This window comes from Pseudonocardia sp. ICBG601 (genome assembly GCF_020496245.1).
On sequence record NZ_JAHLJA010000148.1, the window covers coordinates 1,769,346 to 1,784,748 of the forward strand.

Annotated in this window: 16 protein-coding genes; 11 read left to right on the forward strand and 5 right to left on the reverse strand. The window is 72.1% G+C overall.

Features of this window, described 5'->3' with window-relative positions; all coding sequences use genetic code 11:
* Positions 1–22 precede the first annotated feature (22 nt).
* Positions 23–1,174 (reverse strand): Mrp/NBP35 family ATP-binding protein, encoded by a 1,152-nt coding sequence (locus KPL57_RS37855; RefSeq protein WP_226355318.1) that lies wholly within the window; start codon positions 1,172–1,174, stop codon positions 23–25.
* 133 nt (positions 1,175–1,307) lie between these two features.
* On the opposite strand from KPL57_RS37855, the gene KPL57_RS37860 reads away from it, so the two are divergent.
* A complete protein-coding gene (locus KPL57_RS37860) occupies positions 1,308–1,790 on the forward strand; it encodes a MarR family winged helix-turn-helix transcriptional regulator (RefSeq protein WP_226355319.1) in 483 nt (160 codons plus the stop codon).
* 14 nt (positions 1,791–1,804) lie between these two features.
* On the opposite strand, the gene KPL57_RS37865 is transcribed toward KPL57_RS37860, so the two are convergent.
* Together KPL57_RS37865 and KPL57_RS37870 are read right to left on the reverse strand one after the other, a co-directional pair.
* Positions 1,805–2,344, reverse strand: a complete 540-nt coding sequence (locus KPL57_RS37865; protein WP_226355320.1) for a DUF1003 domain-containing protein — start codon at positions 2,342–2,344, stop codon at positions 1,805–1,807.
* Complete coding sequence (locus tag KPL57_RS37870; RefSeq protein ID WP_226355321.1) at positions 2,337–3,653, reverse strand: magnesium transporter MgtE N-terminal domain-containing protein; 1,317 nt, start codon at positions 3,651–3,653, stop codon at positions 2,337–2,339. Before KPL57_RS37870 ends, KPL57_RS37865 begins: the two co-directional genes overlap by 8 nt.
* Positions 3,654–3,719: 66 nt before the next feature.
* Here KPL57_RS37870 and KPL57_RS37875 point away from each other — a divergent pair, with 66 nt between their 5' ends.
* From KPL57_RS37875 to KPL57_RS37905, 7 genes are all read left to right on the forward strand, one after another.
* Complete coding sequence (locus KPL57_RS37875) at positions 3,720–4,646, forward strand: PhzF family phenazine biosynthesis protein (RefSeq protein ID WP_226355322.1); 927 nt, start codon at positions 3,720–3,722, stop codon at positions 4,644–4,646.
* Positions 4,647–4,811: 165 nt separating this feature from the next.
* Complete coding sequence (locus KPL57_RS37880; protein ID WP_226355323.1) at positions 4,812–5,771, forward strand: CoA ester lyase; 960 nt, start codon at positions 4,812–4,814, stop codon at positions 5,769–5,771.
* Between the two features lie 46 nt (positions 5,772–5,817).
* Complete coding sequence (locus tag KPL57_RS37885; protein WP_226355324.1) at positions 5,818–7,011, forward strand: acyl-CoA dehydrogenase family protein; 1,194 nt, start codon at positions 5,818–5,820, stop codon at positions 7,009–7,011.
* 166 nt (positions 7,012–7,177) lie between these two features.
* A complete protein-coding gene (locus KPL57_RS37890; protein WP_062400497.1) occupies positions 7,178–7,699 on the forward strand; it encodes a general stress protein in 522 nt (173 codons plus the stop codon).
* Positions 7,700–7,845: 146 nt separating this feature from the next.
* Complete coding sequence (locus tag KPL57_RS37895; protein ID WP_226355325.1) at positions 7,846–10,092, forward strand: carbon starvation CstA family protein; 2,247 nt, start codon at positions 7,846–7,848, stop codon at positions 10,090–10,092.
* A 2-nt stretch (positions 10,093–10,094) separates the two neighbouring features.
* Positions 10,095–10,304, forward strand: coding sequence for a YbdD/YjiX family protein (locus KPL57_RS37900; protein ID WP_208623044.1), 210 nt, complete (start codon positions 10,095–10,097; stop codon positions 10,302–10,304).
* 153 nt (positions 10,305–10,457) lie between these two features.
* Positions 10,458–11,846 carry a methyltransferase domain-containing protein gene (locus KPL57_RS37905; protein WP_226355326.1) on the forward strand — a complete coding sequence of 463 codons (1,389 nt, stop codon included), beginning with the start codon at positions 10,458–10,460 and terminating at the stop codon, positions 11,844–11,846.
* Between the two features lie 60 nt (positions 11,847–11,906).
* Here KPL57_RS37905 and corA read toward each other — a convergent pair whose 3' ends face one another.
* Positions 11,907–13,013 carry a magnesium/cobalt transporter CorA gene (gene corA / locus KPL57_RS37910; protein WP_226355327.1) on the reverse strand — a complete coding sequence of 369 codons (1,107 nt, stop codon included), beginning with the start codon at positions 13,011–13,013 and terminating at the stop codon, positions 11,907–11,909.
* A 363-nt stretch (positions 13,014–13,376) separates the two neighbouring features.
* Between corA and KPL57_RS37915 the strand changes: the two genes are divergently transcribed.
* The gene (locus tag KPL57_RS37915) at positions 13,377–13,880 is read left to right on the forward strand and encodes a MaoC family dehydratase (protein ID WP_226355328.1); all 504 of its coding nucleotides are present in this window, start codon (positions 13,377–13,379) and stop codon (positions 13,878–13,880) included.
* 109 nt (positions 13,881–13,989) lie between these two features.
* Here KPL57_RS37915 and KPL57_RS37920 read toward each other — a convergent pair whose 3' ends face one another.
* The gene (locus tag KPL57_RS37920; RefSeq protein WP_226355329.1) at positions 13,990–14,394 is read right to left on the reverse strand and encodes an NUDIX hydrolase; all 405 of its coding nucleotides are present in this window, start codon (positions 14,392–14,394) and stop codon (positions 13,990–13,992) included.
* A 109-nt stretch (positions 14,395–14,503) separates the two neighbouring features.
* Between KPL57_RS37920 and KPL57_RS37925 the strand changes: the two genes are divergently transcribed.
* The gene (locus KPL57_RS37925; RefSeq protein WP_167379107.1) at positions 14,504–14,656 is read left to right on the forward strand and encodes a hypothetical protein; all 153 of its coding nucleotides are present in this window, start codon (positions 14,504–14,506) and stop codon (positions 14,654–14,656) included.
* A 4-nt stretch (positions 14,657–14,660) separates the two neighbouring features.
* On the forward strand, positions 14,661–15,218 hold the full coding sequence (locus tag KPL57_RS37930) for a PH domain-containing protein (RefSeq protein WP_226355330.1): 558 nt from the start codon (positions 14,661–14,663) through the stop codon (positions 15,216–15,218).
* Positions 15,219–15,403: the final 185 nt, after the last annotated feature.

Below are 15,403 nucleotides of genomic sequence, written 5' to 3' on the forward strand. Positions count from 1 at the left end.
GCCTCGTCGTCGGAGGTGCGGGTCAGCGCCCGACGGGGGAGATGTTCAGGCTCATCCCGGCCAGACCGCGGGCCTTCACGGTCAGCTTCTCCGCGATGGCGTCGAGGGCCTGCGCCGCGGCCGACTCGGGCTTGCCGAGCACGATCGGGGTGCCGGCGTCGCCGCCCTCGCGCAGCGCGACGTCGAGCGGGATCTGGCCCAGCAGCGGCACCGTGGTGCCGACCGTGCGGCTCAGCGAGTCCGCGACGATCTGCCCGCCGCCGGAGCCGAAGATCTCGTTGCGCGAGCCGTCGGGCATCTCCATCCAGGACATGTTCTCCACGACCCCGGCCAGGCGCTGGCGGGTCTGGGTGGAGATCGACCCGGCCCGCTCGGCGACCTCGGCGGCGGCCTGCTGCGGGGTGGTGACGACCAGCAGCTCGGCGTTCGGCACGAGCTGGGCGGTGGAGATGGCCACGTCGCCGGTGCCCGGGGGCAGGTCGAGCAGCAGCACGTCCAGGTCGCCCCAGAACACGTCGGCGAGGAACTGCTGCAGCGCGCGGTGCAGCATCGGGCCACGCCAGACGACCGGGGTGTTGCCGTCGGTGAACATGCCGATCGAGATGACCTTCACGCCGTGCGACTGCGGCGGCATGATCATGTTCTCGATCTTGGTGGGCCGGTCCGCGGCACCGATCATGCGCGGGACCGAGTGGCCGTAGATGTCGGCGTCGACCACGCCGACCTTCATCCCGCGCCGGGCCATGGCCGCGGCCAGGTTGACGGTGACCGAGGACTTGCCGACGCCGCCCTTGCCGGACGCCACGCAGAACACGCGGGTCAGCGAGCCGGGCTGGGCGAAGGGGATGACGGGCTCGTCGGCGTCGCCGCGCAGCGAACGGCGCAGCTCGGTGCGCTGCTCGTCGCTCATCACGTCGAGCTCGACCTCGACCCGCTCGACGCCGGGGACCTTCGAGACCGCCTCGGTGACGCGGGAGGTGATCGTCTCGCGCATCGGGCAGCCCGCGACGGTCAGGTAGACCCCGACGTGGGCGAGGCCGTCGGCGGAGACGTCGACGCTCTTGACCATCCCCAGCTCGGTGATCGGCTTGTGGATCTCCGGGTCCTCGACGGTGCCGAGGGCTGCGCGCACGGCCTCGACGACGGTGCTGGTGCTGCTGCCGGTGACGGACATGGGCTCCTACGACCTCTTTCCTCTCGCGTCACCCCATGCTACGTGGGTGGTTCCGGGGTCTCCGGGTCACCGGCGGTGTCACCCGGCACGTCCGCGCTGACGAGGTGGTGCGGGTGTCTCTAGCATCCCTGCGATGGACGACACGAGCGGCACCCCGACGCGCGAGCACCCGGCGCGCCGCCGCGTGGTCCCGACCCCGGCCGAGCTCGCGTCGTGGCGCAGCTTCCTGCGCGCGCACGCGGGCATCACCAAACAGCTCGAGACCGAGCTGGAGGGGGAGCAGCAGCTGTCCCTGGCCGCCTACGACGTGCTGGTCCAGCTGTCCGAGGCGCCCGACCACCGGCTGCGGATGACCGAGCTGGCCGACGCCGTGCTGCTCTCCCGCTCCGGGGTCACCCGGCTCGTCGACCGGCTGGAAAGGGTCGGGCTCGTCGCCCGGGCCAAGGTCGCCGACGACGGCCGCGGGGTCACCGCCCGGCTCACCGACACCGGTTACGACCGCCTGCGCACCGCCGCGGTCACCCACCTGCGCGGGGTCCGCGCGCACTTCGTCGAGCGGCTCGACGCCGACGACCTCGCCGCGCTCGAGCGCATCATGGGCCGCCTGGTCCCCTGAGCGCTCCCGAGCGCTCAGCGCTCCTTCTTGCGCATCTTCTTCCGGGCACCCGGCTCGACCGGGACCTCCTCGCCGCGGCTGCGGGCCACCGCGTCGTCGAGCCGGTCACCCAGCTTCTCCAGCTCGCCGCGCAGGTAGTCCCGGCTCGCGGTCTCCCCGACGGCCAGGCGCAGCGCCGCCAGCTCCCGGGCGAGGAACTCGGTGTCGGCCTTCGTCCGCTCGGCGCGGCGCCGGTCCTCGTCCAGCGCGATCCGGTCCCGGTCGTCCTGCCGGTTCTGGGCCAGCAGGATCAGCGGTGCGGCGTACGCGGCCTGGGTGGAGAACGCCAGGTTGAGCAGGATGAACGGGTACGGGTCCCACTGGATCGACCAGGCGACCAGGTTCAGCGCGATCCACACGACGACGATCACCGTCTGGATCGCGAGGAAGCGGCCCGTCCCGAGGAACCGGGCGATCCGCTCGGAGAAGCGGGCGAAGCCGTCCGGGTCCACCTCGAACCGCCGACGCCCGACGCGCGGCTGGTCCAGCCGCCGTCCGATCCCGGGCTCAGGCACCGTGCACCTCCCCGTCGTGCGTACGGTCGCCGGCGCCGTTCGCGGCCCGCACCGCGCCGCCGTGCACCTCGCCCGGGGCGAGGTCGCGGTCGCGCCAGCCCTGCGGCAGCAGGTGGTCCAGCACGTCGTCGACGGTGACCGCGCCCAGCAGGTGGTCCTCGGCGTCGACGACCGGGCCCGCCACCAGGTTGTAGCTGGCGAAGTAGCGGGTCACCTCGCCGAGCCCCGCCTCGGGCCCCAGCTGCGGCAGGTCGGCGTCGACCATGCCCGCGACCAGCTCGAACGGCGCCGCCCGCAGCAGCTGCTGGGCGTGCACGCAGCCCAGGTAGCGCCCGGTCGGGGTCGCGGTCGGCGGGCGGACGACGAACACCATCGACGCCAGCGCCGGGGGCACCTCCGGGTTGCGCACCCGGGCGAGCGCCTCGGCGACGGTCACGTCCGGCCCCAGCGTGATCGGCTCCGGGGTCATCAGGCCGCCCGCGGTGTCCCACTCGTAGCGCAGCAGGCGGCGCACGGGCTCGGACTCGTCGGGCTCCATGAGCTCCAGCAGCCGGCCGGCCTCGTCGTCGTCGAGCTCGCCGAGCAGGTCCGCCGCGTCGTCCGGGCTCATCGCCTCCAGGACGTCGGCGGCACGGTCGTCGTCGAGGTAGCCGAGCAGCTCGCGCTGGTCGGACTCGGACAGCTCCTCGAACACGTCGGCGAGCCGCTCGTCGTCCAGGGCGTCGACGACGTGGCGCTGCCGGTCGTCGGGCAGCCGCGACAGCGCCGCGGCGACGTCGGCCGGGCGCATCGAGTCGAACACCGCGAGCAGCCGGTCCGCGCCCTGCGCGGCGGCGACGTCGAGCCCGGACACGGCCTCCCAGCCGTACACCTCGACCCGCGGCCTGCGCGCCAGCCGGGTCCGCCGAAACCGCAGCGCCACCTTGGTGATCACCCAGTCCCGGGTCCGGCTCGGCTCGACCGCGACGTCGACGACCGAGCCCTCGGTCCCGCCCTCGCGCACCGTCGCGGGGGAGTTCAGCAGCTGCCCGAGCACGAGGGTCTCGTTGGGACGCTGGTCGAACGAGCGCAGGTTCACCGAGCCGCTGGCCAGCGTCACCGCGGTCGGCGCGATGTCGGCGACCCGCAGCATCGGCACGAAGATGCTGCGGCGTGCGGACAGGTCCACGACCAGGCCCAGCACCCGCGGTGGATGACTGTCCACGCGCAGCGACACCACGACGTCGCGGACCTTGCCGATCCGCTCGCCGTCCGGGCCGTAGACGGCCAGGCCGGCCATCCGCGCGACGAACACCCGTACCGAGGCCATGGCGCCGAGACTAGAACCCCCGGCGGTACCGCGGCCGCCCCGGCCGTGTGACTAGGCTCGCCCGCCGTGAACGAGCCGCAGCACGATCCCGGCCAGGACCCCGAACCCCTCCGCTACGACATCGTCGACGTGTTCACCGACCGTCCCTACGCCGGTAACCCGCTGGCCGTCGTGCACGGCGCCGAGGCGCTGTCCACGGCCCGGATGCAGGCGATCGCGCGGGAGTTCAACCTGTCGGAGACGACCTTCCCGCTGGCCCCGACCGGCGACGGCGAGGGCGGTGCGGACTACCGGGTGCGGATCTTCACCCCGCTCTCCGAGCTCGCCTTCGCCGGGCACCCCAGTGTCGGCACGGCCTGGGTGCTGGCCCGCGACGGCGTCATCGGCGAGGGCGACCGCGTGCAGGAGTGCGGCGCCGGGCTGCTGCCCGTGCGGGTCGACGACACCGGCGCCCGGGTGTGGGGCGGCACGCCGTCGGTCGGCGCCGAGCTGAACGCCGTCCGCCTCGCCGCCGCGCTCGGCCTCGGCCCCGACGACGTCGACGGCGCCGCCGTGCCGGGTGTGGCCGGTGCCGGGACCGACTTCGCGATCCTGCTCGTCGTCGCCGGCGCGGTCGCCCGCGCGGTGCCCGACCCCGCGGCACTGGCCGCCGCGGTCGCCGACAGCGGCGCGACCGGGCTGCTCGTCGCCACCGTCGACGCCACCGCCGAGCGGGTCCACGCCCGCATGTTCGGCATCGGGATCGGGGTGCCCGAGGACCCGGCGACGGGCTCGGCCGCCGTCGCGCTCGGGATCTTCCTCGCCGACCGCGGTCTGGTCACCGACGACGGCGAGCACTCCTTCGTCGTGACCCAGGGGGTGGAGATGGGTCGTCCGTCCACGCTCTACGCCGGCGTGCGCACCGAGGGCGGCCGGGCCGTCGGGAGCTGGGTCGGCGGGACCGTCGTCGCGGTGGCCAGGGGCTCCCTGACCCCACCTCCCGAACAGGGGTGACCGACGGGTAACCCCACCTGACCACCGGCGGGTGAGAAACCAATCACCTGGACGGGGCGCCGCGGCCGTCGTCGTGCCAGCATCAGTCCCCAGCCCGAGCGCCCGTGTCGTGACGACGTCGTCGCCGCGACGCGGGCGAGGACGATCTCGACGAGGAGCCCGCCTGTGAGCACCACCCTCCGCGCCCGCCGGTCCTGCCTGGCCGTGCCCGGATCGAGCCAGAAGTTCATCGACAAGGCTCGCACGCTGAACTCCGACCAGGTCTTCCTGGACCTGGAGGACGCCTGCGCCCCGCTGGCCAAGCCGGGCGCCCGGACGACCATCGTCGAGGCGCTGAACGAGGGCGGCTGGGGCGAGAAGATCCGCGTCGTCCGGGTGAACGACTGGACCACCGAGTGGACCTACCGCGACGTCGTCGAGGTCGTCGAGGGCGCCGGCGCCAACCTCGACGCGATCATGCTGCCGAAGGTGCAGACCCCCGAGCAGGTCGTCGCGCTGGACCTGCTGCTGACCCAGATCGAGAAGACCAACGGTCTCGAGGTCGGGAAGATCGGCATCGAGGCGCAGATCGAGAACGCGCTGGGCCTGACCAACGTCAACGCCATCGCCACCGCGTCGCCGCGGGTCGAGACGATCATCTTCGGCCCGGCCGACTTCATGGCCTCGATCAACATGAAGTCCCTGGTCGTCGGCGAGCAGCCCCCCGGCTACGACGTGGGCGACGCCTACCACCACATCCTCATGTCGATCCTGATGGCGGCCCGCGCGCACGACAAGCAGGCCATCGACGGGCCGTACCTGCAGATCAAGGACGTCGACGGGTTCCGCCGGGTCGCCGGCCGCTCCGCGGCCCTGGGCTTCGACGGCAAGTGGGTCCTGCACCCCGGCCAGATCGACGCCGCCAACGAGACCTTCTCCCCGGCGCAGAGCGACTACGACCACGCCGAGAACATCCTCGACGCCTACGAGTACTTCACCTCCGAGGCCGGCGGGAAGCGCGGCGCGGCGATGATCGGCGACGAGATGATCGACGAGGCCAGCCGCAAGATGGCGCTGGTGATCTCGGGCAAGGGCCGGGCCGCGGGCATGACCCGCACCGACAAGTGGACCCCGCCGGAGGCCTGAGCCCCGACCGCCCGCCACCGACGACGCTCACCGAGGAGTAACCAGCATGGCCCGGCTCGCCCAGACCGCCGGTCTGACCGACATCCAGACCGAGATCCTGTCCACCGTCCGCAGCTTCGTGGACAAGGAGATCATCCCGCACGCGACGGCCCTGGAGCACGCGGACACCTACCCGCAGGACATCGTCGACGGGATGAAGGAGATGGGGCTGTTCGGCCTCATGATCCCGGAGGAGTACGGCGGCCTCGGCGAGTCGCTGCTCACCTACGCCCTGGTCGTGGAGGAGATCGCCCGCGGCTGGATGAGCGTCTCCGGCGTGATCAACACCCACTTCATCGTGGCGTACATGCTCCGCCAGCACGGCACGCAGGCACAGAAGGAGAAGTACCTGCCGCGGATGGCCACGGGCGAGACCCGCGGCTCGTTCTCGATGTCCGAGCCGGACCTCGGCTCCGACGTGGCGGCGATCAAGACCCGCGCGAAGCAGGACGGCGACGACTACGTCATCGACGGCGCCAAGATGTGGCTGACCAACGGTGGCACGTCGAACCTGACCGCGGTGCTGGTGAAGACCGACGAGGGCGCCGAGCGCCCGCACCAGAACCTGACGACCTTCCTCGTCGAGAAGCCCACCGGCTACGGCGAGGTCGCTCCCGGCCTCGTCGTCCCGGGCAAGATCGACAAGATGGGTTACAAGGGGGTCGACACCACCGAGCTGGTGTTCAAGGGCCACCGGATCTCCGGTGAGCAGATCCTCGGCGGGGAGCGCGGCAAGGGCTTCGCGCACATGATGGACGGCGTCGAGGTCGGCCGCGTGAACGTCGCCGCCCGCGCCTGCGGCATCGCGATCCGGGCCTTCGAGCTCGGCGTCGAGTACGCCCAGCAGCGCTCGACCTTCGGCAAGCCGATCGTCCAGCACCAGGCGATCGCGTTCAAGATCGCCGAGATGGCGACCAAGGTCGAGGCCGCGCACCTGATGATGGTCAACGCCGCACGGCTGAAGGACCGCGGCGAGCGCAACGACGTCGAGGCCGGCATGGCCAAGATGCTCGCCTCGGAGTACTGCAAGGAGGTCACCGAGGAGGCGTTCCGCATCCACGGCGGCTACGGCTACTCCAAGGAGTACGAGATCGAGCGCCTCATGCGCGAGGCGCCGTTCCTGCTCATCGGCGAGGGCACCTCGGAGATCCAGAAGACGATCATCTCCCGGGGTCTGCTGCGCGACTACAAGCTGCGCTGACCGCACCCGCGACCACGGCCCCGTACCCCGTCCCGGGGTGCGGGGCCGTGTCGTCCGGTCGGTGGGGTGTGACCTGCGGCTCCGCGACTAGTGTTCGGGGCACGTCGCGGTCCGGTCGAACGTTGCACCGACGACGAGACAGGACATCTTCTACGAGGAGCACGCCATGACCAACCCCTTCGGCGGCCAGACTCGTCCGGCTCCGGGCCTGCCGCAGCTGCCCACTCCGCCGACCGGGTGGCCGGTGGGCTCCTACGCCACCTACGAGGAGGCGCAGCGGGCCGTCGACCACCTCGCCGACTCCGACTTCCCGGTCGCCGACGTGACGATCGTCGGCGTCGACCTGATGCTCGTCGAGCGGGTCATCGCCCGCCTGACCTGGGGCCGGGTGCTCGCCTCCGGCGCGGCGCAGGGCGCCTGGCTGGGTCTGTTCGTCGGTGTCCTGCTGTTCGTGTTCTCCCCGGACGGCAACTTCCTGCCCATCGTCGTCGGCCTGGTGTCCGGCGCGGTGTTCTTCATGGCCTTCGCCGCGGTCAGCTACAGCGCGAGCAAGGGTCGCCGGGACTTCCAGTCCGCCAGCCAGATGGTGGCGGGCCGCTACGACGTCCTGTGCGAGCCGCGCAACGCCGAGCGGGCCCGCGAGATGCTGGCCAAGCTGGCGATGGGCGGCCCCGGCGGGGGCTTCTGACCGGCTCCCTGCCCGCCCGCACGACCCCGCGGCCGTCGTCACCCGACCGGGTGGCGGCGGCCGTCGTGCGTCGGCAAGCGGACATCTGTTCCCACACGGCACACCGCCTCCTATAGTTCGCGCGTCGGACATATCGGAGGGGCGCGATGACACAGGTGTCGGGCGGACCGGCGGAGCGTGAGCTCCCGCCGGCGGCGGTGGACGAGGAGGTGCTCCTCGCCGAACAGCGGACGTGGACACCGTTGAAGATCGCGGTGTGGGCGGGCATCGCCCTGCTGGGCGGTCTGGCGTGGGTGATGCTCGCGCTGGTGCGCGGGGAGACGGTCAACGCGATCTGGTTCGTGTTCGCCGCGGTGAGCACCTACGCGATCGCGTACCGGCTCTACTCCCGCTACATCGAGAACAAGCTGCTGCGCCCGGACGACCGGCGCGCCACCCCGGCCGAGTACAAGGAGAACGGCCAGGACTTCCTGCCGACCGACCGGCGGGTCCTCTACGGCCACCACTTCGCCGCGATCGCCGGTGCCGGTCCGCTGGTCGGACCGGTCCTGGCCGCGCAGATGGGGTACCTGCCCGGCACGATCTGGATCATTGTCGGCGTCATCGTCGCCGGCGCGGTCCAGGACTACCTGGTGCTGTTCTTCTCGATGCGCCGCGGCGGCCGCTCGCTGGGCCAGATGGCCCGCGAGGAGCTCGGCCGGGTCGGCGGGATCGCGGCGATCATCGCGACCCTCGCCATCATGATCATCCTGATCGCGGTGCTCACGCTGGTCGTGGTGAACGCGCTCGGGGAGAGCCCGTGGGGCGTCTTCTCGGTGGCGCTGACCATCCCGATCGCCCTGTTCATGGGCGTCTACCTGCGGTACCTGCGGCCCGGGAAGGTCTCCGAGGTCTCCTGGATCGGCTTCGTGCTGCTGATCGGCGCGATCGTCGCCGGCGGCTGGGTCTCCGAGACCGGCTGGGGCCAGGCGCTGTTCACCCTGGACCGGACCACCATCGCCTGGGGCGTGATCGTCTACGGCTTCGTGGCCGCAGTGCTCCCGGTCTGGCTGCTGCTCGCCCCGCGCGACTACCTGTCGACGTTCATGAAGATCGGCACGATCGTGCTGCTCGCGGTGGCGATCATCGTCGTCCGCCCCGAGCTCGCGGCGCCCGCGTTCAGCGAGTTCGCCGGCCGGGACGACGGCCCCGTCGTCGCCGGGTCGCTGTTCCCGTTCCTGTTCGTGACGATCGCCTGCGGCGCGCTGTCCGGCTTCCACGCCCTGATCTCCTCGGGCACCACGCCCAAGCTGGTCGAGAAGGAGCGCCAGACCCGCTTCATCGGCTACGGCGGCATGCTCATGGAGTCCTTCGTGGCGATCATGGCGCTGGTCGCGGCGCTGTCGATCGACCGCGGGCTCTACTTCGCGATGAACGTCCCCGCGTCGCTGACCGAGGGCACCGTCGAGGGCGCGGCCGCATTCGTGAACTCGCTCGGCCTGATGAACGTCAACGTCACCCCCGACCAGCTCGCGACGACCGCGGCGCTGGTCGGCGAGGAGTCGATCGTCTCCCGCACCGGGGGTGCGCCGACGCTGGCGGTCGGCCTGGCGAACATCATGCAGCAGTTCATCGGCGGGCCCGGGATGATGAGCTTCTGGTACCACTTCGCGATCATGTTCGAGGCGCTGTTCATCCTCACCGCCGTCGACGCCGGCACCCGGGTGGCGCGCTTCATGCTGCAGGACGCGATCGGCACCGTCGCCCCGAAGTTCAAGGACACCTCGTGGCGGCCGGCCGCCTGGATCTGCACCGGGCTGATGGTCGGTGCCTGGGGCGCGATCCTGCTGATGGGCGTGACCGACCCGCTGGGCGGGATCAACACGCTCTTCCCGCTGTTCGGCATCGCGAACCAGCTGCTGGCGGCGATCGCGCTCGCGGTCTGCCTGGCGATCGCGGCCCGGCGCGGGCACGTGCGCTACCTGTGGATCATCGTCGTGCCGCTGGCGTTCGCCGCCGTCGTGACGGTCACGGCGTCGATGTACAAGATCTTCTCCTCGAACCCGAAGATCGGGTACTGGGCGCAGCACTTCGCCTTCCGGGAGGCCATCGCGTCCGGGGAGACGAGCTTCGGCACCGCGGGCACCCCGCAGGCGATGGCGGCCGTCGTCCGCAACACCTTCGTCCAGGGCACGCTGTCGATCCTGTTCGTGACGCTCGCGATCGTCGTGATCGTCGCCGCGGTCCTGGCCGCCTGGAGGTCGATCTCGATGGGCGGCCGCCCGGACAACGAGGAGGAGCCGGTGCCCTCGCGGCTCTACGCCCCGGCCGGCCTGGTCGCGACCCCGGCGGAGAAGGAGCTGGAGAAGCAGTGGACCGAGACGGTCGGCACCCCGGCCCGGTCGGGGCACTGACCGTGGCGGCACCGACCGTGGCGGCCACGACGCTGGCCCGGCTGCGGGCGCTGCACGGCTGGTGGCGCGGGGTGATCGGGGCGGACCTGTACGACCGCTACCTCGACCACCACCGTCGCAGCGGGCACGACCACCCGCCGATGACCGAGCGGGAGTACTGGCGGGCCCGCACCGCGTACCAGGAGAGCAACCCGCAGGGCCGCTGCTGCTGAGGCGGCACCCCGCCTCCGGCCGGACCCGCTGCGCCGCACGGGTGGCCGGGGCTCCCGTTCGGCCCAGCGCGCCCTCCCGGGTGGGTGTCACACCCCACCGGGGAGGGCGCGTCGGGTTCCGGACACGGGCCGCTGCGGGCAGGATCAGGCCCCGTGAGCGGCGAGGCGTGGCAGGAGAGCGACCAGATCCGCCCGGCCACGGTGCACCGTGCCTACGGGCGGGGTGCCGCGGGCTTCGACGCCTTCGTCGCGACCCTGCCGGGCTACCGCACCCACCTGCGGGTGTCGGCGTCGCGGATGGGCCTGGGCGACGGCCACGGTCTGCGTCTGCTCGACGCCGGCTGTGGGACCGGGGTGTCCACCGAGGCGCTGCTGACCAGCGTCGGGGGTGCCGAGGTGGTCGCGGTCGACGCGTCCGCGGAGATGCTCGCCGTCGCCCGGAAGAAGAACTGGTCGCCCCGGGTGACGTTCGTGCACTCCCGGCTGGAGACCCTCGCCGAGGCCGGCATCGAGGGCCCGTTCGACGGGATCCTCGCGTCCTTCCTGGTGTCCAACCTGCCCGACGCCGAGCACGGCCTGCGCCGGCTGCTGAGCCTGCTCGCGCCCGGCGCCCCGCTGGCGGTGCACGACTACGCCGTCGGCGGCCGGAGCCGGATGCGCTGGACGACGGCGAACTGGACCTGGGTGCTCCCGATGGCCTCGCTGCGCTGGGGGGCCGCGGACCTCGCCCGCTACCGGGCCAGGCGGATCGCGACGGCCGGTGGGCCCGAGCAGATGGTGCACCGGATGGAACGGGCCGGGTTCGACGACGTCCGCGTCCAGACCGTCGGCGGGGTCCAGCAGCACCTCGTGCACACGTTCCTGGGACGGCGCCCCGACGAGCCCGACGTGGTGGGGGAGCGCCAGGAACGCCGCGCCCGCCGCTCGGCCATCGCCGCCGCGGGGTGGCGGCCCCTCCGGGACGAGCCCGCCCCGGCTCCCGAGGACACGACCGAGCCCGTCGACGAGGGCGGCCCCGAGGACCCCGGCTACGCCGAGATGCTCCCGGAGCAGGTGCTCGAGGGCGACGGGGTCGAGGTGGGGGAGGGCGACGCCGACGTCGCCGCGGACCCGGAACCGTCCGGTGCGGCGGACGACCCCGCCCCCGCCGAGGAGGACGACCCGGACACCCGACCGCGCGGGCACGCCGTCGCCCGGGCGCTGCGGTACGGGCTGCCGGGCTCCCGTCCCGACCCCTCCGACCCCGGCGCAGCCGAATCCGACCCCGGCGCAGCCGAATCCGACCCCGGCGCAGCCGAATCCGACCCCGGCGCAGCCGAATCCGACCCCGGCGCAGCCGGACCCGACCCCGACGCTGCCGAGCCCGGACCCGCCGGACCCGGCGCCACGGGCCCCCGGCGCCCCACACCCGGCCCCCGCCCGCGTCGCCCGGTCGGGCTCCGGCGCCCCGGCCCTCCGCGGCCGCGACCCGGGGACGCGCCCCCGCCCGCCGGGGACGACGACGAGCCGCCGACCCCGCCGACGGGCACCCGCCGGGTCTGACCGGCGGGACCGACCCCGTCGACGGGCACCCGTCGGGTCCGACCGGCGGGCGTCCCGGGCCTACAGCCAGCCGTTGCGGCGGAAGTTGCGGTACAGCAGCCCGCACAGCGTCGCGATGACGATCAGGACCATCGGGTAGCCGAAGTCCCAGTGCAGCTCGGGCATCGAGTCGAAGTTCATGCCGTAGACGCCGGCGATCATCGTCGGCACCGAGATCAGGCCCGCGTAGGCGGTGATCTTCCGCATGTCGTTGTTCTGCCGCATGCTGATCTTCGCGAGGACCGCGTCGACCAGGGTGGTCAGCAGCTCGTTGAAGCCGGCCACCTGCTCGGCGACGCCACCGAGGTGGTCGTCGACGTCGCGGAAGTACGACCGCACGTCGTGCGGGACCAGCGCGCTGTAGCCCTCGGCGAGCTTGCGCATCGGTCCGACCAGCGGCATCACCGCACGGCGCAGGTCGAGGATCTCGCGCTTCATGACGTAGATCTGCTCGGGGTTCATCGTCGAGCGCGGCGAGAACACCTCGGCCTCGACGGCGTCGATGTCGTCCTCGATCTGCCCGCAGACCTCGATGTAGGAGTCGACGACGTGGTCGGCGATCGCGTGCAGCACCGCGGCCGGGCCGAGGGACAGCTGCTCCGGGTCGTCCTCGAGCCGTCGCCGGACCTCCCGCAGGCCGGTGTGGCGGCCGTGCCGGACGGTCACGACGAAATTGCGCCCGAGGAAGGCCATGACCTCACCGGTCTCGACGATCTCGTTCGACGTCGTCGGGTCGGCGTGCCCGACGTAGCGGACGGTCTTGAGCACCATGAACAGCGTGTCGTCGTAGCGCTCGAGCTTGGGGCGGTTGTGCGCGTGCACCGCGTCCTCGACGGCGAGCTCGTGCAGCCCGTAGGTCTCGGCGACGCCGGAGATCTGCTCCTCGTCCGGCTCGTGCAGCCCGATCCAGACGAAGCCCTCACCGCGCTCGCGGACCTCGGCGATCGCCTCGTCGTGGGTCCAGCGGCCGGGGAGCCGGTGGCCGTCGACGTAGACGGCGCAGTCGACGACGTAGGCGGACAGCGGGACACGCAGCCGGACGGGCGGGCTCGCGGCGACCCGCGCCGCGGCGCGCTCGGCGCGGCGGGACGGGCGGATGGTGGGGCGGAGCTGGGAGAGCGAGGGCATCACGAGGACCACCTCCGGGCGTGCCGGTGCGGCTCGGGGGCGAGCGGCACCGGGGAACGGTGCGACCGCGCAGGGCGGCCGCCGGGCCGGAACTCGCCTCCCGCCGGGATCAGCCCGTGACGTGCTCCGGGGCCGTGTGCAGCGGGAGGCGGCACCTACTGCTCGCCGGTGTCTGTGGCTCGGACACCGCACTCACCTCCCTGCTGTTCGGCGGACGTCCTGTGTCTCGTCCGTGCGCCGGCGGGCGTCACTGTGATGTGACATCCCCGACCGCGCACGTGTGAGCCGGACCGCCCTTCCTCGCGCGGGCCACCGGATAGATTACTCCCGCAACGAATCGACAGCGTGATGGGAGCGTGAACGGTGCAGTTCGGGCGCTACTACGAGGAGTTCGAGGTCGGTGCCGTCTACAAGCACTGGCCCGGCAAGACGGTCACCGAGTACGACGACCACCTGTTCTGCCTCCTCACCATGAACCACCACCCGCTGCACATGGATGCGCACTACGCGGAGGAGACGACCGACTTCGGCAAGAACGTCGTGGTCGGCAACTACATCTACTCGCTGCTGCTGGGGATGTCCGTCGCCGACGTCTCCGGCAAGGCGATCGCCAACCTCGAGGTCGAGTCACTCAAGCACACGAAGCCGACCTTTCACGGCGACACGATCTACGGCGAGACGACGGTCCTCGACAAGACCGAGTCGAAGTCGAAGGACGACCGCGGCGTCGTCTACGTCGAGACGATCGGCTACAAGCAGGACGGCACCGTCGTGTGCACCTTCCGCCGCAAGGTCATGGTGCCCAAGCGGTCCTACGGCGACAGCCGCGGCGGGGAGCAGCCCGGCCGCCCCACGCCGCAGGTCTGACCAGCGGCACACCACGCCGACACCGGCCCCCGACTCCGTCCCGGAGCGGGGGCCGTCGTGTGTCACCCACACGCATACCGCGGGGCCGGACGGGCACCCGCCGTGGCGGTCAGGTCCGGGGCAGGCAGTCCCAGCCGTCGAGGGTCTCGGTGAGGCCCTCGACGACGGCCAGCGCCGCGTAGTCCGCACGGTCGACGAACCGGGCGTCGGTGGCGTCGTCGCCGGCCCGCGGGGTGCCGTCGCCGGTCGCGAGGGTGCAGACGTAGTCGGCGATCCGGTACGGGCCGCGGAGGACGACCCCGGCCAGGCGCCCGGGGACGACCGTCAGACCGGTCTCCTCGGCGAGCTCGCGGACCACGGCCTCGTGCTCGCTCTCGCCCGCCTCGACCCGGCCGCCGGGGACCGACCAGAGCCCCCGACCAGGCTCGTTCGCCCTGCGGACGAGCAGCAATCGTCCGTCCGGGTCGAACACGATTCCACCCACGCAGGCGACGTGTCGGCTACTGTCGGTCATCCGGAACGACGGTACGCTGCTCGGGTGCCGGTACCGGGGCCAGTCGGCCCTCCGGTACCAATGACATGTCTGTGTGTCCGACACACCGAGAAACGGGTGGGCAGGGAACGTGAAGAAGATCCTGATCCTGGTAGCGGTGGCGCTGGGGATCTTCCTGGTGATCACCAATCCCAATGGTGCAGCCGGTTCGGTCTCGAACGTGGGCAACATCCTCTACGACGCGGCGCAGTCCGTCTCGACCTTCGTCACCAACCTGATCTGAGCCCGTGCTCGCGCCCCGGGAGATCGACGAGTATCTGCTCCCCACGGAGCGGCGCGTCATCCGTGTGCGCCAGCACTGGGCGGTGATGGTCAAGCACATCTGGCAGACGGCGCTGTTCATCATCGTGGTGATCGGTGTCGAGCAGCTGCTCGACCGGCCCGGGATCGACCCGGTGCTGGACGTCGTGATCGACAACCTGGCGTTCTACCTGGTCGTCGTCGCGGTCCTGCGCTACACGGCGCTGTCGATCCTGTGGTGGATCGAGCGGATCGTGATCACCGACAAGCGGGTGATGATCGCCCAGGGGATCATCGTGCACAACGTCGGCATGATGCCCCTGGGCAAGGTCACCGACCTGACGTTCCAGCGTTCGCTGTCCGGGCGCATGCTCGGCTACGGGACGATGGTCGTCGAGTCCGCGGGCCAGATCCAGGCGCTGAACCGCATCGACTACATGCCGCGCCCCGAGGAGATCTACGAGGCGCTCTCCGAGCTGGTCTTCGGGGAGAAGGGCAAGACCCGCGCGACCGGCATGCTCGCCAAACCGCGCTGGCGGCGCTGACCCGCCGCCACCTCCCCCGGGAGCGCCGCACCGGCGCCCCGGAACGGCCGTCCCGACGCGGGGCCGCGCACCGTGCGCGGCCCCGCGTCGTCGTGTGCGCGCCCGGCGTCCGGGGTGCGGTCGCGGGCCCGGGGCACTTGACGTACGCCGGCAGCGCCTTATCGTTCACGGAACGAATCAATCGT

What these genes read in the sequence shown, in the direction of transcription:
- KPL57_RS37920 (WP_226355329.1), bottom strand. Translation starts at nt 14,394, where the DNA reads ATGACCGACAGTAGCCGACACGTCGCCTGCGTGGGTGGAATCGTGTTC.
- KPL57_RS37860 (WP_226355319.1), top strand. Translation starts at nt 1,308, where the DNA reads ATGGACGACACGAGCGGCACCCCGACGCGCGAGCACCCGGCGCGCCGC.
- KPL57_RS37895 (WP_226355325.1), top strand. Translation starts at nt 7,846, where the DNA reads ATGACACAGGTGTCGGGCGGACCGGCGGAGCGTGAGCTCCCGCCGGCG.
- KPL57_RS37870 (WP_226355321.1), bottom strand. Translation starts at nt 3,653, where the DNA reads ATGGCCTCGGTACGGGTGTTCGTCGCGCGGATGGCCGGCCTGGCCGTC.
- KPL57_RS37885 (WP_226355324.1), top strand. Translation starts at nt 5,818, where the DNA reads ATGGCCCGGCTCGCCCAGACCGCCGGTCTGACCGACATCCAGACCGAG.
- corA (WP_226355327.1), bottom strand. Translation starts at nt 13,013, where the DNA reads ATGCCCTCGCTCTCCCAGCTCCGCCCCACCATCCGCCCGTCCCGCCGC.
- KPL57_RS37890 (WP_062400497.1), top strand. Translation starts at nt 7,178, where the DNA reads ATGACCAACCCCTTCGGCGGCCAGACTCGTCCGGCTCCGGGCCTGCCG.
- KPL57_RS37855 (WP_226355318.1), bottom strand. Translation starts at nt 1,174, where the DNA reads ATGTCCGTCACCGGCAGCAGCACCAGCACCGTCGTCGAGGCCGTGCGC.